Below are 21,563 nucleotides of genomic sequence, written 5' to 3' on the forward strand. Positions count from 1 at the left end.
TCCGGCTGCGCGGTCATGACGCGGCCCGGGGCGCGGCTGCCCGCTCGCGGAAGGCGCGGACGCGCTCGCGGTGGTCGGCGCCGGCATTGGTCAGCGCCTCGTAGGCGAGACCGGTATCCATCATGCTGTGGGCGAGCTGCTTCAGGGCGATGTTGACGGTGACCTTGGTCCAGCGGATCGCCTTGGTCGCGCCGCCGGCCAGCCGGTCGGCGAAGGCGTCGACCGCCGCGTCCAGCTCGGCGGCCGGTACCGCGCGATTGATCAGGCCGATGTCGCTCGCGCGCTGGGCGCCGATCCGGTCGCCGGTGAACAGCAGTTCCTTGGCCCGGGCGAAGCCGATGAGCTGCGGCCAGATGACGGCGCCGCCGTCGCCGGCGACCATGCCCACCGAGACGTGGGGGTCGGCGAGATAGGCGGTCTCGGCGGCAATGCCGATGTCACAGAACAGGGCGAGCGTCGCGCCCAGTCCGACGGCCGGGCCGTTGATGCGGGCGATCGTCGGCTTCTCGCAGTCGAGCAGCGAGAAGACGATACGCTTGGCCTCGGCGACGGTCGTCTCGAAGTTTTCCGGCCGGTCGATGGCGTCCTGCATCCAGTCGATGTCGCCGCCGGCGCAGAAGGCCCGACCGGCGCCGGTCAGGACGACGATATCGGAATCCGGGTCGTTGCCGGCGTCGGCGAAGACCCGTGCGAGCTCCTCGTGCATCACCGCGTCCACCGCGTTGAGCGCGGCCGGGCGGTCGAGCGTCAGGGTGAGCACCCGGCCGCGCCGCGTGATCTTGATGGTGCGATAGTCGGCCTGCCTCATGGCGCGCTGCTCCCTTGAATCGATTGGATCGCCTGCCGGCGAAGGTCCGCTTTCAGGACCTTGCCCATCGGGCCGCGCGGCAGCGTGTCGGTGAAGGTGAAACGTCGGGGGATCTTGTAGTCGGCAAGCTTGTCGCGGCAGAACGCCTGCAACGCGGCGGCGTCGACGGGCTGGCCGGGCCGGGCGACGACGAAGGCGTGGATGTCTTCGCCGAGCTTGGCATGCGGCACCGCGACCACCGCGGCCTCGACCACCGCGGGATGCGCGAACAGCGCCTCCTCGACCTCCAGCGAGCCGATATTGTGGCCGCCGCGGATGATCATGTCCTTCTTGCGGTCGACATGGAACAGGAAGCCGTCGGCGTCGAGATAGCCGATGTCGCCGGTCATCAGCCAGCCGTCGCGCAAGGTCTTGGCGGTGAGCTCGGGCTCGTCGAAATATTCGCGCATCACGCTCGGTGCGCGGATGGCGATCTCGCCGGCCGCGCCGGTGGGCAGGGGCGCGCCGTCCTCGCCGACGATCCGCACCTCGGTGAGCGGCCAAGGCCGGCCGACCGAGGCGATGCGCGCCGGCCCGTGATCGCCCCGCATCACCGTTCCAGCCGGTCCGCTCTCGGTCATGCCATAGGTCTGGCGCAGCTCGACATGCGGGAACACCTGGGCGAGCCGCCTGATCACCTCGACCGACATCGAGGCGCCGCCATAGTCGAACAGCCTGACCGCGGAGAGGTCGTGCCGCGCCGGGTCGAACGCGTCCAGGAGAAAGATGTAGAAGGCCGGCGCGCCGATATATTTGGTGGCCCGCTCGCGCTGCATCCGCGCGATGATCTCCGGCAGGTCGAAAGCCGGGTCGAGCACGGCATGCGCACCGGCCCACCACGATGGCAGCAGCAGGCAATGCAGGCCTGCCGTGGTGAAGAACGGGAAGAAGCTCTGGTAGACGTCGTCGTCGCCGAGGCTCATCGCCTCGGCGAAGCCATAGGCCGAAGCGACGCTGCGGGCATGGGTCATGACCGCGCCCTTCGGGTGCGCCGTCGTGCCCGATGTGAACAGGATTTCCGAGACGGCGTCGGGTGACACGGCGCATGGGAAGGCGCCAGGATCGCTCGCGGCGTCGAAGACGTCCTGCCAGCGCACCGGCGCGGTGCCGGGCGCGCCGCCGATGACGATCACCTGGCGGAGACCGGCAAGGCGCGGGCGGAGCGTTTCGACGAGCGGCCAGAACCCGTCCATGACGACGAGGCCGGAGCAGCGTGCCTTGTTCAGCACGTAGACGATTTCGTCGGCGGCGAAGCGGGTATTGACCGGCACCATCACGGCGCCGAGCCCGTGCAGGGCGAGCATGGTGACCGCGGCCTCGATGCCCGCCTCGTTGTTGACCATCAGCCCGACATGGTCGCCGGCGGCGATTCCCTGCCCGGCGAGCCCGGCGGCGAGCCGCCGCGCCCGGCTCAGCAGCTCGCCATAGCCCAGGCGCTGCTCGCTGCCGTCCGCGGCGCGCGCCGTCAGGGCCGGCGCGTGCGGGCGCCGGGCGGCCTGAGCCGCCACGAGGTCGATGATCGAACGGCCGGCCACGGCCGCCGGCAGCGCAAGCGCGGCCATGACGGATGTCCTCCTCGCGGGCCCGTGTCGCCTCGTCGGATCGAGGCGGCGATCGGCCGGAGCCGGTCGCCGCGCGGGCTTTCGTTCAAAATCCGATTTTCGATTCGATAGTCATTTTTCTTGACCTGTCCAGCGGGAATTTCTATTCCGGTCACAAGCGGCGATCGGATCAGCCGCGCCGGAAGGGGAGACCGCACATGCGTTTCTGGGCATTGGCGGCGGCCTTGGCTGCTGCCCTCTTCACGACCTCGGGCCAGGCGCAGGAGGCGCAACGACCAGTGAAGATCGGCGTTCTGACCGATCTGAGCGGCATCCTGTCATCGGCGCTGGGACCTGGTTCGGTCGATGCCGCGCGCATGGCCATCGAGGATTTCGGCGGCACCATGTTCGGCCGGCCGATCGAGCTCGTGTCCGGCGACCATCAGAACAAGCCCGATATCGGCGCGAGCCTCGCGCGCCGCTGGTTCGACGAGAATGGCGTCGACACGATTGTCGACATCGGCAATTCGGCGGTGGCGCTGGCGGTGCGCGACCTCGTGCAGAGCAAGGGGCGGATCGCGCTCTATGTCGGCGCCTCGAGTGCCGACCTGACCGGTTCCGCCTGTTCGCCCAACACGGCCCAGTGGAGCCATGACAGTTATCTCTTCGCCAACGCGCTGCCGGCCGAGCTGATGCGCCAGGGCAAGAAGAAGTGGTTCCTGATCGTCCAGGACTGGGCCTTCGGCCATGCCCTGCAGCGCGACGTGACCAAGGTGGTGACCGATGGCGGCGGCCAGGTGGTCGATGCCGTCAGGCATCCGCCGGGCACGCTCGATTTTTCCTCCATGCTGCTGCGCGCCCAGTCGTCGGGGGCCGATGTCATCGCCTTCCTGAGCGCCGGCCAGGACCTTTCCAATATGATCAAGCAGTCGAGCGAGTTCGGTCTTGCCGGCTCGGCGCAACAGCTGGTCGCGCCTGCCTTCCTTCTGTCGGAGGCCCACGGGCTCGGCACCCAGGTGGCGCAAGGCATCGTCTTCTCGACCGTCTGGTATTGGAACCTCAACCCCGAGGCGCGCGCCTGGTCTATGCGCTTCTTCGCCCGCAACAGGTTCATGCCGACGGAAGCCCATGCCGGCACCTACAGCGCGGTCGCCCACTATCTCAAGGCGGTCCGCGATGTCGGCTCGAGCCGCCATGACCTCGTCATGGCCCGCATGCGCGCGCTGCCGGTCAACGACTTCTACACGGTGAATGCGCGGCTGCGCCCCGACGGCCGGCTGATGCGTCCGGCCTATCTGGCGCAGATGAAGTCGCCGGCCCAATCGCGCGAGCCCTGGGACTATTATACGATCCTGTCGGAGGTGCCGCCGGAACGGGCGTTCCGGCCGGAGGGCACCGGCGGCTGCAATCTGGCCACCCGCTGAACCGGCTGCCGCGGCGCCCGGCAATGTTGAAGGTCCGGCCGAATCGGGACAAGTGTCCGGTCTCCGGGCCGGAGAAGACCACGACATGGCTGACACCAACGATCCGCTCGATATCAAGGCCGGGGCCGGGCGGGCCCGGCCGGCACGCAAGCCCAAGCTGACGCGGGCGGAGAAGTCGCAGCGCACGCACCAGGCGATCTGCGATGCGGCCGCCGAGATCATCGGCGAATATGGCTATGCCGAAGCCTCGATCGCCCGGATCATGGAGCGGGCCGGTCTCGGCCACGGCACGTTCTACGCCTATTTCGAGAGCCGGGCGGCGCTGTTCGATCAGCTCCTGCCGATGAAGGGCCGCGAGCTGCTCGACCTCGTGCATGAGCGCGTCAAGGGCGCGTCGAGCTTCGTCGACATGGAGACGCGGGGCTTTCTCGTCTTTCTCGAATATGCCGAGGCCCATCCCTGGTTCTTCCGGCTGCTGCACGAGGCGGAGGTCGCCGCTCCCGCCGGCTACCGGCAGCATATCGACAACATCCTGGTCAGGTTCCGCCGCGCGCTGCGGCGCAGCTGGGACGCCGGCGAACTGCCGGGCTACGAGCTGCACGAGCTCGATACGCTGGCCTATCTGCTGATCTCGGCGCGCGACTACGTCTATTCCCAGCACGTCGCCCGCAGCGCCGACCGCTCCTCGGCCCTCCAGGAGGCGGTCGCGACCTATCGCAAGTTCGTCTCCTTCGGCCTGCGCGGTGCCGCCGTGCCGCCGCCATCGTCGGCGCGCTGAAGGTCCACGCGGCGTCCGGCGGCTACCGCTGCGCGGAGACGAGCAGCATCATTGGGCGCTCGAGTTCCTCCTCGAGGCTTGGCTGGGCCGCGATCTGTTCGGCGCTCGGCGCGAATTCGCCGACGCGGCGCAGCGCGAACCCGGTCTCGATCAGCGTGTTGAGCGTGGTGGCGATGGTCCGATGGTATTTGACCACGCCCTTGGCGAACCAGTCGGTGCGCCTTTCGCCCTCGATCGCGTAGCGGTTCACCGGCCAGGTCTTGCGGCCGTCCTCGTCCGCGGTCCAGTGCGGATGGCTCGCCGCCATGTAGATCGGGTGCTCGATGCTGAAGATGAAGGCTCCTCCCGGCACGAGCGCCTGATGGACGGTGCGCGCGAGGCGGCCGAAATCGGCGAGGTAGTGGAAGGCGAGCGAACTGTAGGCGAGATCGAAGGCGCCGGCTGCAAGCTCCAGCGTGTCGAGATCGGCGATCGCGTAGCGGATCGCCGCGTCGGTCGTCTCCGCACGGGCCCGCGCGATCATCGCTTGCGAGAGATCGAGGCCGAGCACGGCCGCCGCGCCGGCGCTCCGCGCCCAGCGCGCGAACCAGCCGAAACCGCAGCCGAGATCGACGACCCGCTTGCCGGCGAGCTCCGGCAGCATGGCGCGGAGCGCCGGCCATTCAGGCGCGGCGGCAAGGCCTTCCACCTGCCGCGGCAGCTGGCTGTAGCCGGCGAAGAAGTCGGGATTGTCGTAGATGTTCTGGGCCATGTCGGTCGCACCGGTGCATGAGCTGTCTGGGACGCGTCTCACGCGGCGTCCTGCCGCGTTTCATAGCGGATCGGAACCGCCATTGTCTTCTTGGACGACGAGGCCGGCGCGGAGCGTGTCGCCGTGTCACGATCATGGGTCAGGACTTGCGGCTGCCGGCGGGCGGGATCTCCTCGACGCCTTCAGCCATGCAGTACCAGGGCGGCCGTCGCGATGCCCAGAACAGCTTCGCCGGCGCGCCAAGGTCCGCCTCCGCAAGGCAGCCGGCGGAGACCACGACATGGTCGGGCAAGGCCTCCGCCGCCATGTAGACCAGCGTGCCGCAGGTCGGGCAGAACGTCTGCTCCACCCAGCGACCGGCGTCGCTGCCGCGCCGCCAGGCGCGCCGTTCGCCCGTCATGGCGGTGATCGCGTCCTTGCGGAATTTGGCGCGATAGGAAAAGGCCGTGCCGGTCGCCCGCTGGCATTCGTGGCAGGCGCAGGCATAGACGCTGACCGGTTCGCCTGCGAGCGTCAGGTTCAGGCTGCCGCAGGCGCAGCTTGCAAGTCTGGGCATGGTCTTGAACTCCTGGCCGGACGGACGCTCGGCCGACCGTCCGATGGGGCGGGCCGTCTGATAGGGCCGCCGGGCCGCCGGTGTAAATGACGCACCTTGAGGTAAGTGGCCGAGGCCCCCGGCTCAGGCCGCAAGCCGGAACGCGCCGCCGGCGAGCGCGGCGAGGACTGCGGCGAGCGCATCCTCGCGGCTTTCCGTTCCGGTCGCGACGACATGCCGTTCGAGCCCATCGAGCGCGGAGAACTGCCGGTAGAGCGCGGTGATCGGTCCCGGCGCCGTCAGCGTGTCGCCGCCGCGCGCCTGGCAGCGTCTGATGGCGATGTCGAGCGGCGGGCGCAGCACGACATAGTGGACCGGCACGGCAAGCGTTCGGAACGGCGCGAGGAACCAGGGGCCGATAATGCCGTCGAGCACGACGAAATAGCCGCCGCGGGCATAGGTTGCGGCGGCACCGGCCAGCGCCTCGATCACCACGGCATTCTGCCGGTGCGCGGCAGCCTCGTAGGGTGCGATCGCACCGGCCTTGATCACATGCCAGAAGTCGTCGGCGTGAAGATGCACCTTGGGCGCGCCGGGCAAGGCCGCGAGCCTTCCCGCGGTGGTGGTTTTCCCGGAGCCGGGCGGCCCCGTCAGGATCAGCACTTCGCCCGAATGATCGATCATCGCCTGGTCCTAGCCGATGCCGGCGCCGCGACCAAGGCCGGTCGTCAGGACCGGGCCTGACGGCGCAGGGCCTGAGGCGGCATGCCGAAATTGCGCAGGAAGGCCCGGCGCATGCGGCCGGCATCGCCGAAGCCGGTGGTCTCAGCGATCCGCTCGAGCGGTGCGTGGCCGGTCTCGACGGCGAGCCGGGCGGTTTCGAGCCTGAGGCGCTCCACCGCCTTGGCCGGAGTCGTGCCGGTTTCGGAGAGGAAGGCGCGGGCGAAATGGCGCGGGCTCATGGCGGCCCGATCGGCGAGGCGCTCGACGGTCAGCCGCCCGGCAAGCGCGCCGCGCATCCAGACGATCAGCTCCGCGAACCGGCCGGTCCGCCCGCCGAGCTCGACCAGCGCCGAGAACTGCGACTGGCCGCCGGGACGGCGATGATGCACGACGAGCTGCTGCGCCGTGCGCCTGGCGATGTCGGCGCCGAGATCGTCTTCGATCAGCGCCAGCGCAAGGTCGATGCCGGCCGAAATACCCGCCGAGGTCCACACCGCGCCGTCTTGGATGAAGATGCGTTCGGCGTCGAGCCTCACCTTCGGATAGCGCCGGCCGAAATCCTCGCTGCTGGCCCAATGGGTCGTGGCGCGGCGGCCGTCGAGCAGGCCTGCTTCGGCGAGCAGGAAGGCGCCGGAGCAGACGCTTGCGACGCGCCGCGCCCGCGCCCGCTTCAGCCAGGCGACGATTGCGCGGGCGGCCTCCGGTGCGCGAACGATTTCGCCGCCCGACACGACGATCGTGTCGAAGGCCTCCGCGCCGAGCGACGCGGCATCGAGGGTCGGGCCCGCCGAGCTGGCAACCGCGCCGCCGCCGGGGGCGAGCAGCCTGATCGCATAGCTCCCCGGGCGGAGCCGTTCGGCAATCTCGAAGGCGGCCGTCGGCCCGGCGGCGTCGAGCAGCTGGAAGCCCGGATGGACCACGACGGCGATCGTGCGGAGCATGGCAGGTTCTGCCTGATTTAAGTCATTTCAGACAGGGAACCAAAGGACTAGCTTCGCCGTCAAGCCGATGGGAGGTGACAGGATCCGATGACCGCCACGTTGCGTTTGGTTCTCCGGGGCGGCTTCGCAGCCGCGGCATTGCTCGTGGCCGCCGGTGCTGCCTGGCTCTGGTCGCTGCCGTCCGCGCCCGGTTCCACTGACGCGCCGCCGGTCGGCGCTGCCGAGCAGGCGGCAACGCTCGCCGCCCTCAAGCCGCCCAAGCGGACGCGGCCGCTCGTTGCCATCGTCGGGATCAACGATGCCACCGAGACCACCGACTACCTGATGCCCTACGGCATTCTCCGCCGTGCCGACGTGGCTGATGTCAGCCTGCTCGCGACCGGCGCCGGTCCGGTGAGGCTCTATCCCGCGCTTACCGTCGAGCCCGACGCGACGATCGCCGATTTCGACCGCCGGCACCCGGATGGCGCCGACTATGTCGTGGTGCCGGCGATGAGCCGCGACGACGATCCCGCGGTGCTGCAATGGCTCAGGAGCCAGGCGGACAAGGGCGCGATCATTCTCGGCATTTGTGTCGGTGCCAAGGTCGTGGCGGCGGCCGGCCTTCTGGACGGCCGGCGGGGCACGACGCATTGGTATTCGGTCGGCGAGCTGCGCCAGCGCCATCCGGCCATGCGCTACGTCGCCGATCGCCGGCTGGTGGTCGATGGCAAGATCGCGACGACGACCGGGATTACCGCATCCATGCCGATGATGCTGACCCTGATCGAGGCCATTGCCGGCCGCGACCGGGCCGAGGCGACAGCCCGCGATCTCGGCCTTGCCGCCTGGGACGCCCGTCACGCGAGCGGCGCCTTCGCCTTCACGCGGCCCTTCGCGGTGACGGCTATCGCCAACACTCTGGCCTTCTGGCGCTGGGAGCGGCTTCGGCTCGACCTTGCGCCGGACATGGACGAGGTGACGCTGGCCCTGGTCGCCGATGCCTGGTCGCGCACCTACCGGTCCCGGGCGCTGACCGCCGCCCCTTCGGCCGGGCCGGTCACCAGCCGCAGCGGCGCGCGCCTGGTGCCGGACCAGGTGGCTGCGCCACATGACGGCACACCGGACGTCTCGGACCTCGTCCGGCACGCGCCGGCCACGGCGCTGGACCTGACGCTTGCGGCTATCGAAGCACGCTATGGCGCGTCCACCGCCAGTTTCGTGGCGACGCAGCTCGAATATCCGCCCCGGGCAGCGGCACCGTGACCTTGCCCGGCGCGACGACACGCCGGTCATCCGGCGTGTCGTCGTTCCGCCGATCACGAAGCGTCAGCGGCTGCGCGACCTCTGTTCGGCCGCCTCCCGTTCGCGACGCTCCGCAGCTTCGCGTTCCCGCTGTTGCGCGGCCTCGCGTTCGCGCTGCTGTTGGGCCTCGCGTTCGCGCTTTTCGGCGGCCTCACGTTCGCGCTGCTGCTGGGCTTCACGCTCGCGCTGCTGGGCGGCCTCGCGCTCGCGCTGCTGCTGGGCTTCGCGCTCCCGCTTTTCAGCGGCCTCGCGCTCGCGCTGCTGCTGGGCCTCGCGTTCGCGCTTTTCGGCGGCCTCACGTTCGCGCTGCTGCTGGGCTTCACGCTCGCGCTGCTGGGCGGCCTCGCGCTCGCGCTGCTGCTGGGCTTCGCGTTCCCGCTTTTCGGCGGCCTCACGTTCGCGCTGCTGCTGGGCCTCGCGCTCCCGCTTTTCGGCAGCCTCGCGTTCGCGCTGTTGCTGGGCTTCACGCTCGCGCTGCTGGGCGGCCTCGCGTTCGCGCTGCTGTTGGGCCTCGCGTTCCCGCTTTTCGGCGGCCTCACGTTCGCGCTGTTGCTGGGCTTCACGCTCGCGCTGCTGGGCGGCCTCGCGCTCGCGCTGCTGCTGGGCCTCGCGCTCCCGCTTTTCGGCGGCCTCACGTTCGCGCTGTTGCTGGGCTTCACGCTCGCGCTGCTGCGCGGCCTCGCGCTCGCGCTGCTGCTGGGCTTCGCGTTCCCGCTTTTCGGCGGCCTCACGTTCGCGCTGCTGCTGGGCCTCGCGCTCCCGCTTTTCGGCAGCCTCACGTTCGCGCTGCTGCTGGGCCTCGCGCTCCCGCTTTTCGGCAGCCTCGCGTTCGCGCTGTTGTTGGGCTTCACGCTCGCGCTGCTGGGCGGCCTCGCGCTCGCGCTGCTGCTGGGCCTCGCGCTCGCGCTGCTGGGCGGCCTCACGCTCGCGCTGCTGCTGGGCCTCGCGTTCCCGCTTTTCGGCGGCCTCGCGTTCGCGCTGTTGCTGGGCTTCGCGCTCGCGCTGCTGGGCGGCCTCGCGCTCGCGTTGCTGCTGGGCCTCGCGCTCCCGCTTTTCGGCAGCCTCGCGTTCGCGCTGTTGCTGGGCTTCGCGCTCGCGCTTTTCGGCAGCCTCGCGCTCGCGCTGCTGCTGGGTTTCACGTTCCCGCTGTTGAGCGGCCTCGCGTTCGCGCTGCTGCTGGGCTTCGCGCTCGCGCTGCTGGGCGGCCTCGCGTTCGCGCTGTTGCTGGGCCTCGCGTTCCCGCTTTTCGGCAGCCTCGCGCTCGCGCTGCTGCTGGGCTTCACGCTCGCGCTGCTGCTCAGCCGCTTCGCGCCGCTGCCGCTCGGCAATCTCTCGCTCGCGATTCTGCCGTTCTGCCTCGCGCGCGCGTTGCTCGGCGGCCTGCCGGGTCTGGCGTTCGGCAACCTCGCGGTCGTGGGTCCGCTGGGCTTCCTCGCGCGCGCGTTGCTCGGCGGCCTGCCGGGTCTGGCGTTCGGCAACCTCGCGGTCGTGGGTCCGCTGGGCTTCCTCGCGAGCGCGCTGCTCGGCGGCCTGCCGGGTCTGGCGTTCGGCAACCTCGCGGTCGTGGGTCCGCTGGGCTTCCTCGCGAGCGCGCTGCTCGGCGGCCTGCCGGGCCTGGCGTTCGGCAACCTCGCGGTCGTGGGTCCGCTGGGCTTCCTCGCGCGCGCGCTGCTCGGCGGCCTGCTGCCGTTCGCGTTCGGCCGTCTCGCGCAGGTGGTCGCGCTGTGCCTCCTCGCGCGCCTGCCGGTCCGCGGCCTCGCGAGCCCGTTGCCGCGCCGCCTCGCGATCGCGCTCCTGCTGCAATGCGTCGCGGCTGCGCTGTTCCGCGGCCTCGCGCTCGCGCCGCGCTTCGGCTTCACGCGCCCGCTCGGCGGCCTCGCGTGCGCGTTCTGCGGCCTCGCGCTTGTTCCGTTCCACCACCTCGCGCGCCCGCTGCTCGATCGCGTCCCGAGCCTGCTGCAGCTCGAGGATGCGGGCCCTGTCCTCAAGGCTGAGCTGCGGGTTGGTGTACCACTCGTCGCGGGAAGGCTGCTGATGGCGTTCGTTCTGCCGCTGCAACAGGCGCCACGCCAGATCGAGTTGCGCCTGCGGGCCATGGGTTGTCGCAAGGCCCCATTGCCGTTCGATCCGCTCAAGCTGGCGGCGCCGGGCCTCATAGTGGCGCAGCCGTGCGGCCCGATCGCTCGCGTCGACCTGCTCGCGCGCCTCGCGTTCCTCGGCCTCGGCGCGGCGCTCCTCCTCTTCCGCCTCACGCCGGTTCGCGTCGGCGGAGCGCTCGATTTCCGCGATTTCGGCCCGCCGCCGCTCCTCTGCCTCGATGTTCATGGTGCGCTGGCGCGCCTGCTGGTCGCGCAGCCGTGCCGGTGTCGTTTCGCGGCGATTGAGCCGGCTGGCCACACAGCCCGGCCGGCGCTGGTTGGCGCGCGGCTCGCCCGGCCGGCGTGGCTCGACCCGGCACCGCTCGGCCCTGGCGCGTGCCCGTGCGGCTTGCCGGTTTTCGGCCTGCGCGGCTTGACCGGGCCGTGCGGCTCGTCGGGCCGGTGTGGTCTGTGCCGATGGCGGGGACGATGGCGCCAGCTGGAGAGGCGGCGGGGCGGCCTGGCTTTGTGCGGCGGCGCCGGGCGGTGAGCCCTGTTCGGTCTGCTGCGCTTGGCCCGGGCTCAAACCGCACAGGAAACCATATATTACAATAGCGCTCTGAAGAATTCGGCGCCCGATCATCTTGAGTCTCCCAGTCGCGCCTGCGTTTCGGCGGCCATCAACTCTTCGTTAGGCGAGGTGAATGGTGCTTGAACCAAAGGTGACCGAAACCGGGCGGCAATATCGCCGCCCGATGTCGCGGGCTTCGCTGAATGATGGCGGCCGCAGGCGCACGGCGCACTGTCAGGTGCCGGTCGCTACGACACCGTCCAAGAGCCGGCAAATGGATGGCGCGGAGCGGCTCTGGTCGGGCCGTGGCCGGATCTCGCCGCCGGCCGCTTGCGTCCAATATCAGAGTTCTGATATTATGTTCGAAGTCTGATATTATGAGCGGAGGATCCGGCCTTGAGCTTGCGCATTCTCGTTGCTGGCGCCGCCGGTGCCGTCGGGCGGCGCCTGACGCCGCTTCTGCTGCGGGCCGGACACCATGTGGCCGGCACGACCCGGTCGCCGATGCGGGCCGAGGCCCTGCGCGCCGAAGGCGTCAAGCCCCTGGTGGTGGACGTGTTCGACGCGGCGGCGCTTGCCGAGGCCGTCCTGTCGGTCCGCCCCGAGGTGGTCATTCACCAGCTCACCGACCTGCCCGCCGGCCTCGATCCGGCGCGCATGGCCGAGGCGCTCGTCGCCAATGCCCGCATCCGCGAGATCGGGACCCGTCACCTGGTCGCCGCCGCGCAGGCGGTGGGCAGCCGGCGGCTGATCGCCCAGAGCATCGCATGGGTCTACGCCCCCGGCCCGCCGCCGCTGACCGAAGCCGCGCCGCTCGATCTCGGCCGCGACGGCGCGGGCGCCGTCAGCATCCGCGGCGTCGCGGCGCTCGAGGAGGCGGTGCTGAACGCGGCCCCCATGGACGGCGTCGTGCTGCGCTACGGCCGCTTCTACGGGCCGGGCACCGGCGTCGACACGCCGCCCGCGGCGCTGCCTCTGCATGTCGACGCGGCCGCCTACGCCGCGTTCCTCGCCGTCGAGCGCGGAGCGCCCGGCATCTACAACGCGGTCGAGCCGAACGACGAGGTCTCGACGGCCAAGGCGGTCGGCGATCTCGGCTGGAATTCCGCGTTTCGTTTGTCTCTCTAGACAGCGGGAGTGTCACCATGACCACTTGGGATATCGGGCCGCAGCGGCGGACCGGGCGCGCCCTTGCCGTGTTGGTCACCGCCGCCGCCGCGCTGGTGCTGGCGCTGGCCGCGGTCGGGATCTGGAGCGGCGCCGCGCCGGAGCCGCATGGCGGCCACGCGGTCCACGCCAGCGCCGACGCCGTGCCGGCGGGAGCCGCGGTGAGCCGTCCGGCGACCAATGTCACGCCGCTCTCCTGCGAGAAGCTGCCCAATGTGCCGGGCAAGTCGATCACCACCGCGCTCGTCCAGTTTCCGCCGAACGCCCATTCGCCGCGTCACCGCCATCCCGGCTCGGTCATGGCCTTCGTGATCAAGGGCATCGTGCGCTCGCAGCTCGAAGGCGGCCCGGTCGGCACGTTCGGCGCCGGCCAGACCTGGTTCGAGCCGCCGGGCGCGATCCATCTCTTCGCCGAGAACGCGAGCGCGACGGAGCCGGCCGAGATCCTCGCGATCTTCGTCGCCGACGACGATTGCGGACCGCTGGTCATTCGCGACTGAGCATCGGCCGGCGCTGTCTCCTGTGGCATTGCCTTGCGCTGGCGGCATGGGCGCCGGTCGCCGTTTCGCGGGACCTGCACCTTGCCTCGGGCCGCGGCCTTCCCCGACAATGACGCAAACGGGAGAAGGTCATGTCCGCATCGGTCGAGATCATCGAAGTCGCGCCGCGCGACGGCTTGCAGAACGAGAAGGTCGAGGTCTCGACGGCCGACAAGATCGCCCTGATCGACAGGGCCTTCGCCGCCGGCTGCCGCAAGGTGGAGGTGACGAGCTTCGTCAATCCGAAGCTGGTGCCGCGCATGGCCGATGCCGAGGCGGTGATGGCCGGCATCCTGCCGCGCCATGGCGAGAAGACGCTGATCGGCCTCGCCCTCAATGTGCGCGGCGCCGAACGGGCGCTCGCCGCCGGCTGCAACCAGATCAACTATGTCTGCTCGGCGAGCGACGGGTTCGCCCGGCGCAACCAGAATGCCACCGCCGCCGAACTGGTGGCGGGCGCGGCCGACGTCGCCCGTCTCGTCAGGCAGGCGGGCAAGCCCCTCGCCATTTCGATCACCACCTCGTTCGGCTGCCCGTTCGACGGCGAGGTACCGCCCGACCAGGTCATGGCGGTCTTCGAGGCCGTGCTGCGGCTCGATCCTTACGAAATCGGTTTCGCCGATACGATCGGCTGCGGCGTGCCGAGCCAGGTCACCGACCTGCTCGGCCGGGCGCGCGCCCTGTCGAAGACCGTCAAGCTGCGCTGCCACTTCCACGATACGCGCAATACCGGCATCGCCAATGCCGTCGCGGCGGTCGCCGCCGGCGTCGACTATCTCGACGCCTCGATCGGCGGGGTCGGCGGCTGCCCCTTCGCGCCGGCCGCCACCGGCAACGTCGCGACCGAAGACCTCGTCTACGCCTTCGACCGGATGGGCATAAGGACCGGGCTTGCGATCGACCGGCTGATCGACACCGCCCATTGGCTGTCCGGCGTGCTCGGCAAGCCGGTGCCTTCCGCGCTCAACCGCGCCGGCGTGTTCCCGGCGAAGGCCTTGAACGGGTGAGCCGCGCCGTGGCCCTGTTCTCCCGTGCCGAACTCGACGCCGCCCAGCGGCTCGTCCATGCCGTGATGCCGCCGACGCCGGCCTATGCCTGGCCGCTGCTGGAGCGCCGCTATGGCCTCACCGTGGTGGTCAAGCACGAGAACCATACGCCGATCGGCGCCTTCAAGGTGCGTGGCGGCATCGTCTATCTCGACCGGCTGAAGCGGGAGCGTCCGGCGGTGCGCGGCATCGTCTCGGCCACCCGCGGCAATCACGGCCAGAGCCTCGCCTTCGCGGCGGGCCATGCCGGCCTGCCGCTGGCGATCGTCGTGCCGCATGGCAATTCGGTCGAGAAGAACGCGGCGATGCGCGCCTTCGGCGCCGAGCTGATCGAGCATGGCCGCGATTTCGACGAGGCGCGCGAGCGGGCCGCCGAGATCGCGGCCGAGCGCGGCTACGAATTCGTGCCCTCGTTCCACCGCGACCTGGTGCTGGGGGTGGCGACCTATGCGCTGGAGCTGTTCACCGCCCATCCCGATATCGACGTGCTCTACGCGCCGGTCGGGCTCGGCTCGGGCATTTGCGGGCTGATCGCGGCGCGTGACCTGCTCGGTCTCAGGACCCGCATCGTTGGCGTCGTGCCGAAAAACGCCGATGCCTATGCGCTGTCCTTCGCCGCTGGCGAGGTCGTGCCGGTCAACCGTCTCGCGACCTTCGCCGACGGCACGGCGGTGCGCATTCCTTCCGCCGAGGCGCTGGCGATCATTCGCGCCGGTGCCGAGCGGATCGTGACGGTCACCGAGGACGCCATCGCCGAGGCGATCAGGGTCTACTGGTCCGACACCCACAATGCCGCGGAAGGGGCCGGTGCAGTGGCACTGGCGGCCCTTGCCGGCGAGGCCGCGCGCCTTGCGGGCGCCAAGGCGGCCGTGATTCTTTCCGGGCAGAACATCGACCGGCCGCTCATGCACGCGGTGCTCGGCGGCGCGACTCCCGCTCCTGGCTGAGCGCGCCGCCCCGGCGGTCACCGCGGCCCGGCGCGTTGCGCCAGCGCCGGATCCCACCACCAGATGGCGGGGAAGGCGGCGCCGCCATATTCCGGCATGGTTTGCGGCCGGCCGTAGCGGTTCCAGCGGGCGGTGCGGATCTGCCCGGAAAACCAGGTCGGGATCATGTAGCTGTTGGCGAGCAGCACGCGGTCGAGCGCCCGGGTCGCGGCGACCAGCTCGGCACGATCCTTGGCATAGATGACCCGCTGGATCAGCTGGTCGACCGCCGGATCCTTGATCCCCGCGCGGTTGAAGGAGCCCGGGCGGTCGGCGGCTTCCGAGCCGAAGAAGTCGCGCTGCTCGTTGCCGGGCGACAGCGTCTGCGGGTAGGTGCCGACAATGGCATCGAAGCGCCGGTCGTTCAGCCGGTTGATATACTGGGCGGTGTCGACGGTGCGCGGGGTGAGCTCGATGCCGAGCCGTTCGAGCGCGGTCCTGTAGGCGAGCGCATGGCGCTCGAAGGTCGGGCTGTTGAGCAGAAGCTCGATGCGGAAGGGCTCGCCCGTGCGGACATTGACCATGCGCCGGTCGCGCACCTCGTAGCCGGCCTCGCGCATCAGCGCGAGCGCCGCGCGCAGGTTCGCCCGCTGCGCGTCGGGGCTGCCGCCCACCGGATTGGCATAGGGCGTGGTGAAGACCTCCGGGGGCACCTTGTCCCGCACCGTTTCGAGAATGGCGAGCTCCTCGGGGCCGGGCAGGCCGCGCGCGGCGAGCTCGGTATCCTCGAAATAGCTCGCCGTGCGGCGGTAGGCGCCGAACATCAGGTTGGCATTCATGGTTTCGAAGTCGAACATCAGGTTCAGTGCCCGGCGAACCCTGACATCGGCGAATTTCGGCAGCCTGAGATTGAGGATCACCGCCTGCATGCCGGCCGGCGACCGGTCCGTGAAGGCTTCCAGCAGGACGCGCCCGTCGCGGGCGGCCGGAAAGTCGTAAGCCGTCGCCCAGGCGCGCGCGGAACTTTCGACGCGGAAGTCGACTTGGTCCGCCTTGAACGCTTCGAGCTCGACCGTGTCGTCGCGATAGACCTCGAAGCGCAGCTCGTCGAAATTGTGCAGGCCGACATAGATCGGCAGGTCCTTCGCCCACCAGTCGGAGACCCGTTCCAGCACCACGTTGCGCCCGGCCTCGAAGCTCCTGATGCGATAGGGGCCGGAGCCGAGCGGCGGCTCCAGCGTCGTCTGGCCAATGTCGCGCTGGCGCCCCTGCGCGTCGCGGCCTTCCCACCAGTGGCGCGGCAGGATCGGCAGCTGGCCGACGATCTGGGGTTTTTCCCGGTTGCCGGGACCGTCGAAGGTGAAGGTGACCTCGCGTTCGCCCGACTGCTCGACCTTGACGACGTTGCGGTAATAGAAGGCCATGCGCGGGTCGTGCTTCTTGACCTGCTCCATGGTCCAGATCACGTCGTCCGGGGTGATCGGGCGGCCGTCGTGCCAGCGGGCGTTGGGATTGAGCCGATAGGTGACGGACGAGAAGTCGTCCGGGTGGCGCACCGCCTCGGCAACCGCGCCATAGGCGGTCGAGATCTCGTCGAGCGAATCCTCGAACAGCGGCATGTAGAGGAGGCCGGCGATCGGCGCGGTCGCGCCGCGCGGCAGGATCGGGTTGAAGCTGTCGAACGTGCCTTCGATCGACAGCCTGACGAGGCCGCCCTTGGGCGCCTGCGGATTGACATAGGCCGTGTGGCGGAAATCCGGGCCGTAGCGCAGCTGCCCGACCAGCGACAGGCCGTGGCGCCAGCGCGGCGTGTCGGCCGCCGCGGCGGCGCGGGGGCCCGCGCCGGGCCCGGCGGCGAAGAGGATGGCGAAGGCGGCAAGAAGGCGGGCAATGGCGGCCATGGCTATGGCAATCTCCTGTCGGTCCCGGCGGCAGCGGTCGCGATCATCGCATAATCCGGAACGCGTGTGTCGGCTCGGCGGTCCCGACGAACGCGACACTTCCGCTGCCGGCTGGCCTGGATTCCTGCCGCCAGGCGCTCCGGTGCGACGGTACGACGCTTGATTCTGATGGCTCGGCACCACAGCTATGGCCCAGAGGAGTTTTGATGATCCGCTTGCGCTGGCTGGTCCTGGCACTCATTGCCCTGCCCTTCGTCGAATTCGCCGCCTTCTGGTGGGTGGCGGAGCATATCGGCTTTCTGGCTGCGCTGGTCGCGGTGGTCGCCACCTCGTTCCTCGGCGTCGCGATCCTGAAGGGCGGCGCGAAGCTGCTGTTCACGCAGATGGCGGTCGGCCGCGTCGTCCTGCTCAATGCCCAGGCGGCGCGCAGCGGCATGCTGACCGCCTTTGCCGGCCTGCTGCTCGCCATTCCCGGCTTCGTCACCGACATGATCGCGATCCTCCTGCTCCTGCCGGCCTTCCGCGCGCTGCTGTTCGGCCATCGGGCGGAACCGGCCCGGCGCCATGCGCCGGCGCAGCCCGGCGTCGTCGATCTCGACCCGCGCGACTGGCATGACGACACCAATGCCGGCCAGCCGGGCCATCCCGGCCAGCAGCATCCCGGGCCGCGCCGCATCGACGGCCGCTGAAGCCTCTCGCCCTGCCGTTCTTGCGCGGCCGGGGCCGCGCGTGCTAGCGAGCGCGCCCATCACCTCGTGAATCCCCATCCAGATCCTGCCGCCCTCGCGGCCTGAACGGAGACTGAGCCGATGACCCCGAATGGCGGCAACGAAGCGGAAGCCGTGCCCCAGCTCAACGTGCTGGCGCAATACATCAAGGACCTCTCGTTCGAGAATCCGAACGCTCCGCGCTCGCTGATGCCGCAGCAGGAGCAGCCGGCGATCAACATCCAGATCAACGTCAACGCCAATCCGATGAGCGAGACGGAGTTCCAGATCGAGCTGACCATCGACGGCGATGCGCGCACCAAGGACCTGATCCTGTTCAAGTTCGAGCTGGTCTATGGCGGCATCTTCCGCATTGCCGGCGTGCCGGCCGAGGCCGTCCATCCGATCGTGCTGATCGAGTGCCCGCGCCTCCTGTTCCCCTTCGCGCGCCAGATCATCGCCAATTCGACCCGCGACGGCGGCTTCCCGCCGCTCTATCTCGACCCCGTCGATTTCGCCGCGCTCTATCGCCAGCGCATGGCCGAAAATCCGCAGGGCCAGGGCGGACCGGCGCTCACCCAGTAAGATCCGGGCGGCAGCCCGCGAGGAAAAGCCGGGCCGCCGCCCGGCTTTTCTGCTTTGAGGTCAGGCATGATTGCAGATCGCTCCGCCTTCATCCGCGCCAATACCCGCCTCCTCGCCGTGCCGCACGCCCCGGAGATCTCGCTTCATCTCGCCGACGAGGCGACCGAGCTCTGGCAGAAGACCGAGGACGAGCTCGGCGCCATCGGTCTCGATCCGCCGTTCTGGGCCTTTGCCTGGGCCGGCGGGCAGGCGCTGGCGCGCTATGTGCTGGATCAGCCCGGCCTCGTCGCCGGCCGCACCGTTCTCGACGTCGCCACCGGCTCCGGGCTTGTCGCCATCGCCGCCGCCAAGGCCGGCGCCGCGCGGGTCACGGCGGTCGATATCGATGCCTTCGCCGAGGTTGCGGTGAGGCTCAATGCCGCCGCGAACGGCGTTGCGGTCACGGCCGAGACCGCGGATCCGACCGGCACGGATGCGGGCTGGGAGGTGATCCTGGCCGGCGACATCTGCTACCAGCGCGACATGACCGAAGCCATGCTCGGCTGGCTCGGGCCACTCGCCGCGGCCGGCCGGACCGTGCTCCTCGGCGATCCCGGCCGCACCTACCTGCCGCGCGGGCGCCTCGAAAAGCTTGCCGAATATCAGGTTCCGGTGACGCGCGCGCTGGAGGACCTGGAGATCAAGCGTACCGGCGTCTGGCGGGTTGTCGGCTGAGCGCGAGGGCCGGGCGGGCCTGCTTCGTGCCGCCGCGCGGGCCCGTCGGCCGCACCGGCCGCGGCATCCGGCGATCGCGGCTAAGCCCTTGAGTTCGGCCGAAGCTTCGGCTCCGGCATGTGGGCCGGCCGATCTGCAAGGGGGGTCCGGCAGCCGATTTCGGGCAATCTGGTGCGCTCACGTTGTCGAGTTGCCATATTTTCGCGTATTATGAGGTTTGTGCGCCGTCATGGCGCGAAGCAGAGAGGATCGGACCACTGTCCACCACCCACCTGCCGGGACCGGCGAAGACTGCGCCGCTTACCGGGACTCCCGCGGCGAGCCCTGCCGCGGCCGAGGTCCTGAAAATCGTCCTCGACACCCTTGAAGACAACAAGGCCGAGGAAATCCAGACGATCGACCTGAAAGGCAAGACGACCATCGCGGATGCCATGGTGGTGTCGTCGGGCCGTTCGCACCGCCATGTCGGCGCCATCGCCGATTACCTGGTGCAGGCCCTGAAGGATGCGGGCGTCGGCCAGATCCGCGTCGAGGGCGTTCCCGCCTGCGACTGGGTGCTGGTGGATGCCGGCGACGTCATCGTCCACATCTTCCGCCCGGAAGTGCGCGCCTTCTACAACCTGGAAAAGATGTGGTCGGCGGCCCGCCCGCCGGATCGCCTGGCCGGCTGAACCGGCAAGGGCCATGTCCTTCCAAAAGGCCGTGGGGCCGGAATTGCCATGCGGCTGATCCTCCTGGCCGTCGGGCGGATGAAGGCCGGCCCGGAAACCGAGCTTGCCGAGCGCTATCAGGACCGGGCCGTCAAGGCCGGCAGGGCGCTCGGATTTCGCGGCCTCGACCTGATCGTCACCGATGAAAGCCGCGCCGGCGATGCGCGCCAGCGCAAGGCCGAGGAGGCCGCCGCCATCAGGGCGAAGCGCGCCGGCCGCCTGATCCTCCTCGACGAGCGCGGCAAGGCGCTGGCGAGCGAGGCTTTCGCCGGGCGGCTCGGCGCCTGGAAGGATGCGGGCGAGGACGCGGCGACCGTCGTCATCGGCGGGCCGGACGGGCTCGATCCGGAGCTGCGCGCCGAAGCCGATCTCGTCCTGTCCTTCGGCACCATGACCTGGCCGCATCAGCTCGTCCGGGTCATGGCGCTCGAGCAGCTCTACCGGGCGATGACCATCCTCTCAGGTCACCCCTATCACCGCGCCTGAACCGGCAGGCCCGTATCCGAGGCCGGTCCCTTGTCGAGCCGCATGCTCCATCGCAGCGACGTGATCCTCTTGCCGCCGCTCGCCCGCGGCGCGACGCTGGCCGCCTTCTTCCTCGCCGGTTTCGCCATGGCCGCCTGGGCCCCGCTGGTGCCCTATGCCAAGGCGCGCGCGGGCCTCGACGACGGCGCGCTCGGCGTGCTCCTGCTCTGCCTCGGGGCCGGGTCGCTGGTGGCCATGCCGCTGGCCGGCGCGCTCGCCCAGCGCATCGGCTGCCGGACCGTGGTCGTCGCGGCGGCACTTGCCGTCTCGGTGGCGCTGCCGGTGCTGGCGACCGGCAGCGGCTTTGCCGTGCTCGCCATCGCCCTGCTGCTGTTCGGCGCCGGCATCGGCGCCATCGACGTCGCCGTCAACATTCAGGCGGTGATGGTCGAGCGGGCCGGCGGGCGGCCGATGATGTCCGGCTTCCACGGCTTCTTCAGCATCGGTGGCATGGCCGGCGCGGGCGGTGTCAGCACGCTGCTCTGGCTCGGCGCGACGCCGCTCGCGGCCGTCCTCGTCGCCGCGGCGGTCAATGTTCTTCTGCTGGCCGGCTTCGCCCGCGGCCTGATCGCGCGTGGCGGCGGTGCCGGCGCGCCGCTCTTCGCCCTGCCGCACGGGCGGATCGTGCTGATCGCGGTCCTCTGCTTCGCGGTGTTCCTGGCCGAGGGCGCCATGCTCGACTGGAGCGCGGTGTTCCTGACCGGCGCACGGGGTGTCGATCCGAGCCGGGCCGGACTCGGCTATGCCGCCTTCGCGCTCGCCATGACCATCGGTCGGCTCAGCGGCGATCGGGTCGTCGCCCGCCTCGGCGGGCCGGCGGTGATGCTGACAGGCGCTGCCGTCGCCGCCTCAGGGCTTGCGCTCGCCGTCCTCGTCGCGGCGCCCGGTGCCGCCCTCGCCGGCTTTGCCATGGTCGGGCTCGGCGCCGCCAACATCGTGCCGGTGCTCTATTCGGTGCTCGGCCGCCAGACCGCCATGCCGGCGCCGCTGGCGGTCGCCGCGGTGACCACCGTCGGTTATGCCGGCATCCTCGCCGGCCCTGCCCTCATCGGCTTCGTCGCGGCGGCGTCGAGCCTGGCCGCCGCCTTCGCGCTCGTCGCCCTGTCGCTTGTCCTCGTGGGCCTCAGCGCGCGGGTCGCGGCGGCCTGACGCAAGGCTTCCCTTGCAGGGAAGGTGACACCTGCCAGGTCCTTGCTTAATCGGGGAAATCCGCCGCGCCGCCCTTTGCCCTGTCACACAAGCTTCATTAGAGTGTCATCCGTCCGTCGTT

General features: G+C 70.3%; 21 protein-coding genes. 14 read left to right on the forward strand and 7 right to left on the reverse strand.

Annotated elements, in window-relative coordinates:
- Positions 1–13: 13 nt before the first annotated feature.
- Positions 14–808: an enoyl-CoA hydratase/isomerase family protein gene (locus tag OZ671_RS21595; RefSeq protein ID WP_268862632.1), complete on the reverse strand. Its 795-nt coding sequence runs from the start codon at positions 806–808 to the stop codon at positions 14–16.
- Positions 805–2,409: a class I adenylate-forming enzyme family protein gene (locus OZ671_RS21600; protein WP_268862633.1), complete on the reverse strand. Its 1,605-nt coding sequence runs from the start codon at positions 2,407–2,409 to the stop codon at positions 805–807. The genes OZ671_RS21595 and OZ671_RS21600 overlap by 4 nt, the downstream gene beginning before the upstream one ends.
- A gap of 224 nt (positions 2,410–2,633) precedes the next feature.
- Between OZ671_RS21600 and OZ671_RS21605 the strand changes: the two genes are divergently transcribed.
- Together OZ671_RS21605 and OZ671_RS21610 are read left to right on the forward strand one after the other, a co-directional pair.
- Positions 2,634–3,812 carry an ABC transporter substrate-binding protein gene (locus OZ671_RS21605; RefSeq protein ID WP_268862634.1) on the forward strand — a complete coding sequence of 393 codons (1,179 nt, stop codon included), beginning with the start codon at positions 2,634–2,636 and terminating at the stop codon, positions 3,810–3,812.
- Positions 3,813–3,897: 85 nt separating this feature from the next.
- On the forward strand, positions 3,898–4,590 hold the full coding sequence (locus OZ671_RS21610) for a TetR/AcrR family transcriptional regulator (RefSeq protein WP_268862635.1): 693 nt from the start codon (positions 3,898–3,900) through the stop codon (positions 4,588–4,590).
- A 22-nt stretch (positions 4,591–4,612) separates the two neighbouring features.
- Here the strand turns inward: OZ671_RS21610 and OZ671_RS21615 are convergent, their stop codons facing one another.
- From OZ671_RS21615 to OZ671_RS21630, 4 genes are all read right to left on the reverse strand, one after another.
- A complete protein-coding gene (locus tag OZ671_RS21615) occupies positions 4,613–5,341 on the reverse strand; it encodes a class I SAM-dependent methyltransferase (protein ID WP_268862636.1) in 729 nt (242 codons plus the stop codon).
- Between the two features lie 139 nt (positions 5,342–5,480).
- Positions 5,481–5,897, reverse strand: a complete 417-nt coding sequence (locus OZ671_RS21620; RefSeq protein ID WP_268862637.1) for a GFA family protein — start codon at positions 5,895–5,897, stop codon at positions 5,481–5,483.
- Positions 5,898–6,020: 123 nt separating this feature from the next.
- Complete coding sequence (locus OZ671_RS21625) at positions 6,021–6,557, reverse strand: AAA family ATPase (protein WP_268862690.1); 537 nt, start codon at positions 6,555–6,557, stop codon at positions 6,021–6,023.
- A 47-nt stretch (positions 6,558–6,604) separates the two neighbouring features.
- Positions 6,605–7,540: a GlxA family transcriptional regulator gene (locus OZ671_RS21630; protein ID WP_268862638.1), complete on the reverse strand. Its 936-nt coding sequence runs from the start codon at positions 7,538–7,540 to the stop codon at positions 6,605–6,607.
- Positions 7,541–7,627: 87 nt separating this feature from the next.
- Between OZ671_RS21630 and OZ671_RS21635 the strand changes: the two genes are divergently transcribed.
- From OZ671_RS21635 to OZ671_RS21660, 6 genes are all read left to right on the forward strand, one after another.
- Entirely contained in the window at positions 7,628–8,785 is a 1,158-nt protein-coding gene (locus tag OZ671_RS21635) for a DJ-1/PfpI family protein (RefSeq protein ID WP_268862639.1), read from the forward strand.
- Between the two features lie 132 nt (positions 8,786–8,917).
- The gene (locus OZ671_RS21640) at positions 8,918–11,452 is read left to right on the forward strand and encodes a hypothetical protein (RefSeq protein ID WP_268862640.1); all 2,535 of its coding nucleotides are present in this window, start codon (positions 8,918–8,920) and stop codon (positions 11,450–11,452) included.
- A gap of 417 nt (positions 11,453–11,869) precedes the next feature.
- Positions 11,870–12,601 carry an NAD-dependent epimerase/dehydratase family protein gene (locus tag OZ671_RS21645; RefSeq protein WP_268862641.1) on the forward strand — a complete coding sequence of 244 codons (732 nt, stop codon included), beginning with the start codon at positions 11,870–11,872 and terminating at the stop codon, positions 12,599–12,601.
- A 17-nt stretch (positions 12,602–12,618) separates the two neighbouring features.
- Positions 12,619–13,140, forward strand: a complete 522-nt coding sequence (locus OZ671_RS21650; protein WP_268862642.1) for a cupin domain-containing protein — start codon at positions 12,619–12,621, stop codon at positions 13,138–13,140.
- A 131-nt stretch (positions 13,141–13,271) separates the two neighbouring features.
- Positions 13,272–14,186: a hydroxymethylglutaryl-CoA lyase gene (locus OZ671_RS21655; RefSeq protein WP_268862643.1), complete on the forward strand. Its 915-nt coding sequence runs from the start codon at positions 13,272–13,274 to the stop codon at positions 14,184–14,186.
- 14 nt (positions 14,187–14,200) lie between these two features.
- Positions 14,201–15,172 carry a threonine dehydratase gene (locus OZ671_RS21660; RefSeq protein WP_268862691.1) on the forward strand — a complete coding sequence of 324 codons (972 nt, stop codon included), beginning with the start codon at positions 14,201–14,203 and terminating at the stop codon, positions 15,170–15,172.
- Positions 15,173–15,189: 17 nt separating this feature from the next.
- Here the strand turns inward: OZ671_RS21660 and OZ671_RS21665 are convergent, their stop codons facing one another.
- Positions 15,190–17,052: an extracellular solute-binding protein gene (locus tag OZ671_RS21665; RefSeq protein ID WP_268862644.1), complete on the reverse strand. Its 1,863-nt coding sequence runs from the start codon at positions 17,050–17,052 to the stop codon at positions 15,190–15,192.
- A 206-nt stretch (positions 17,053–17,258) separates the two neighbouring features.
- On the opposite strand from OZ671_RS21665, the gene OZ671_RS21670 reads away from it, so the two are divergent.
- The 6 genes from OZ671_RS21670 to OZ671_RS21695 all read left to right on the forward strand — a co-directional run bounded on the left by OZ671_RS21670 (position 17,259) and on the right by OZ671_RS21695 (position 21,442).
- Positions 17,259–17,741 carry an FxsA family protein gene (locus OZ671_RS21670; protein WP_268862645.1) on the forward strand — a complete coding sequence of 161 codons (483 nt, stop codon included), beginning with the start codon at positions 17,259–17,261 and terminating at the stop codon, positions 17,739–17,741.
- Positions 17,742–17,861: 120 nt separating this feature from the next.
- Positions 17,862–18,344 carry a protein-export chaperone SecB gene (gene secB / locus OZ671_RS21675; protein WP_038305318.1) on the forward strand — a complete coding sequence of 161 codons (483 nt, stop codon included), beginning with the start codon at positions 17,862–17,864 and terminating at the stop codon, positions 18,342–18,344.
- Positions 18,345–18,410: 66 nt separating this feature from the next.
- Positions 18,411–19,058, forward strand: coding sequence for a class I SAM-dependent methyltransferase (locus OZ671_RS21680; protein ID WP_268862646.1), 648 nt, complete (start codon positions 18,411–18,413; stop codon positions 19,056–19,058).
- Between the two features lie 119 nt (positions 19,059–19,177).
- Positions 19,178–19,729, forward strand: coding sequence for a ribosome silencing factor (gene rsfS / locus OZ671_RS32100; protein ID WP_442957114.1), 552 nt, complete (start codon positions 19,178–19,180; stop codon positions 19,727–19,729).
- A gap of 48 nt (positions 19,730–19,777) precedes the next feature.
- A complete protein-coding gene (gene rlmH / locus OZ671_RS21690; RefSeq protein WP_268862647.1) occupies positions 19,778–20,254 on the forward strand; it encodes a 23S rRNA (pseudouridine(1915)-N(3))-methyltransferase RlmH in 477 nt (158 codons plus the stop codon).
- A 42-nt stretch (positions 20,255–20,296) separates the two neighbouring features.
- The gene (locus OZ671_RS21695) at positions 20,297–21,442 is read left to right on the forward strand and encodes an MFS transporter (protein WP_268862648.1); all 1,146 of its coding nucleotides are present in this window, start codon (positions 20,297–20,299) and stop codon (positions 21,440–21,442) included.
- Positions 21,443–21,563 lie beyond the last annotated feature (121 nt).

Origin of the sequence: Phreatobacter sp. AB_2022a, assembly GCF_026847585.1 — a bacterium.
Lineage (GTDB): Bacteria > Pseudomonadota > Alphaproteobacteria > Rhizobiales > Phreatobacteraceae > Phreatobacter.

Bases quoted from the DNA above. Each gene is read 5' to 3' on its own strand.
- OZ671_RS21630 (WP_268862638.1), bottom strand. From the start codon at position 7,540: ATGCTCCGCACGATCGCCGTCGTGGTCCATCCGGGCTTCCAGCTGCTC.
- OZ671_RS21695 (WP_268862648.1), top strand. From the start codon at position 20,297: ATGCTCCATCGCAGCGACGTGATCCTCTTGCCGCCGCTCGCCCGCGGC.
- OZ671_RS21600 (WP_268862633.1), bottom strand. From the start codon at position 2,409: ATGGCCGCGCTTGCGCTGCCGGCGGCCGTGGCCGGCCGTTCGATCATC.
- OZ671_RS21655 (WP_268862643.1), top strand. From the start codon at position 13,272: ATGTCCGCATCGGTCGAGATCATCGAAGTCGCGCCGCGCGACGGCTTG.
- OZ671_RS21650 (WP_268862642.1), top strand. From the start codon at position 12,619: ATGACCACTTGGGATATCGGGCCGCAGCGGCGGACCGGGCGCGCCCTT.
- OZ671_RS21680 (WP_268862646.1), top strand. From the start codon at position 18,411: ATGATTGCAGATCGCTCCGCCTTCATCCGCGCCAATACCCGCCTCCTC.
- OZ671_RS21620 (WP_268862637.1), bottom strand. From the start codon at position 5,897: ATGCCCAGACTTGCAAGCTGCGCCTGCGGCAGCCTGAACCTGACGCTC.
- secB (WP_038305318.1), top strand. From the start codon at position 17,862: ATGACCCCGAATGGCGGCAACGAAGCGGAAGCCGTGCCCCAGCTCAAC.
- OZ671_RS21635 (WP_268862639.1), top strand. From the start codon at position 7,628: ATGACCGCCACGTTGCGTTTGGTTCTCCGGGGCGGCTTCGCAGCCGCG.
- OZ671_RS21610 (WP_268862635.1), top strand. From the start codon at position 3,898: ATGGCTGACACCAACGATCCGCTCGATATCAAGGCCGGGGCCGGGCGG.
- OZ671_RS21665 (WP_268862644.1), bottom strand. From the start codon at position 17,052: ATGGCCGCCATTGCCCGCCTTCTTGCCGCCTTCGCCATCCTCTTCGCC.
- OZ671_RS21670 (WP_268862645.1), top strand. From the start codon at position 17,259: ATGATCCGCTTGCGCTGGCTGGTCCTGGCACTCATTGCCCTGCCCTTC.
- rlmH (WP_268862647.1), top strand. From the start codon at position 19,778: ATGCGGCTGATCCTCCTGGCCGTCGGGCGGATGAAGGCCGGCCCGGAA.
- OZ671_RS21615 (WP_268862636.1), bottom strand. From the start codon at position 5,341: ATGGCCCAGAACATCTACGACAATCCCGACTTCTTCGCCGGCTACAGC.
- OZ671_RS21595 (WP_268862632.1), bottom strand. From the start codon at position 808: ATGAGGCAGGCCGACTATCGCACCATCAAGATCACGCGGCGCGGCCGG.